The organism is Peribacillus sp. NPDC058002 (genome assembly GCF_042886655.1).
GTDB lineage: Bacteria > Bacillota > Bacilli > Bacillales > DSM-1321 > Peribacillus > Peribacillus aracenensis.
Genome location: NZ_JBHVQU010000515.1, coordinates 1 through 1,265 on the forward strand (window position 1 = coordinate 1; position 1,265 = coordinate 1,265).

A 1,265-nucleotide genomic window follows, 5' to 3' on the forward strand; every position below is an offset into this window, starting at 1 on the left:
CAGATATACACCATATGCACGAATCATCGTTGCTTCATATTTATTGGATCAAGTGGGTGAAGATTTTGGTGAAGTGCTTCGGAACATCGTTCATGATCGAGAATCCGGAGGCTTCACACTAGGCTTGGAGGGTGTTACGGAAAATACGGATGAATACGTCATTTTTGCAACGGCCATTTCATACTTGCTGGGAACTCCAAACCATGATGCCATGTCAGGAAAATATTATGCCCGCTTTAGTGTTCAAGACACGGATAGTAGTGATTCGTATTTGCGTCAGGCTTATCGTTTATTTACCCTTCATACGGACGGCACCTTTGTAGATGAACCGACGGATTGGTTACTAATGATGAAGATGATCGAACAAAATGCACGCGGTGGAGAATCACGTTTATTGCACTTAGACGATTGGAAAGAGCTTGATATGTATGTGAATCAACCATTATCCAGCCACAAATTCACGTATAAAGCTCCAAAAAGCAAAAATATTGATCAGGAGATTGAAAGATTGACTTTCTTCAATCATAATAACAAACCTGGTATATGTTTTATCGATCAATTCGTTTATCCTGAATCAATCGAACAAGCCAAATATTTACGCGATTTATCCAATTCATTAGAAAGCGATGAAAGTGTGCTTGAACTGGAACTGCCTGTTGGAGATTTAGTTGTCGTAAATAATATATTCTGGCTTCACGGACGCGCTGCATTTGAAAAGGATCCGAACCTGAACCGTGAATTACTTCGCCAGCGCGGAAGATTCAATCAATAGTTTCATTTTGTAAACCCAAATTTTTATTCATCCCCAAACACCATTTTAAGATAAATTCTTTTCAACCGAAGAGTTGGAAAGCAATTTATCTTTTTTTTAGGTTCAGTTAAAGAGTAATCTTGTAAATGGAAGGAATTTACAAGATTAGGGTTCTTTTCTTTTTTATTGCGTAAAAGTCTAAAAAGTATGATGTCTAAAGCACCATTTGAATCTGATGTTAGAAGCTCATTTAAGTCCGACAATATTCCAACTAATTCAGCAATAAAGCTTATGATCTCAAAAAAAGTCACTGATTACCCACCTCCCTTCATCGCAAGGTAGGACAAATCTCAAAAACATATTCTGGATGTTCTATACTAATTTTATCTCTAATCCTATTTTAACTTATTATTGCCCAATGTTTAATCTAATTGTTTAATAAAATTATAAGTCTCTGGTGCTTTTTGTCTAAGCAATTGATTTTGTTCATTGTTCACATAAAACATGGCAAACG

Annotated in this window: 3 protein-coding genes; 1 reads left to right on the forward strand and 2 read right to left on the reverse strand. The window is 36.2% G+C overall.

Translation table 11 applies throughout. The annotated features are described in order from the left end of the window. Window positions 1-772, forward strand: a 772-nt coding sequence (glaH, locus tag ACFVSH_RS26765; RefSeq protein WP_387708855.1) for a glutarate dioxygenase GlaH, incomplete at its 5' end; no start/stop codon positions are given. A 23-nt stretch (window positions 773-795) separates the two neighbouring features. Here the strand turns inward: glaH and ACFVSH_RS26770 are convergent. Next, on the reverse strand, window positions 796-1,062 hold the full coding sequence (locus ACFVSH_RS26770; RefSeq protein WP_387708856.1) for a hypothetical protein: 267 nt from the start codon (window positions 1,060-1,062) through the stop codon (window positions 796-798). 111 nt (window positions 1,063-1,173) lie between these two features. After that, window positions 1,174-1,257, reverse strand: a complete 84-nt coding sequence (locus ACFVSH_RS26775) for a hypothetical protein (protein WP_387708858.1) — start codon at window positions 1,255-1,257, stop codon at window positions 1,174-1,176. Between the last annotated feature and the right edge of the window lie 8 nt (window positions 1,258-1,265).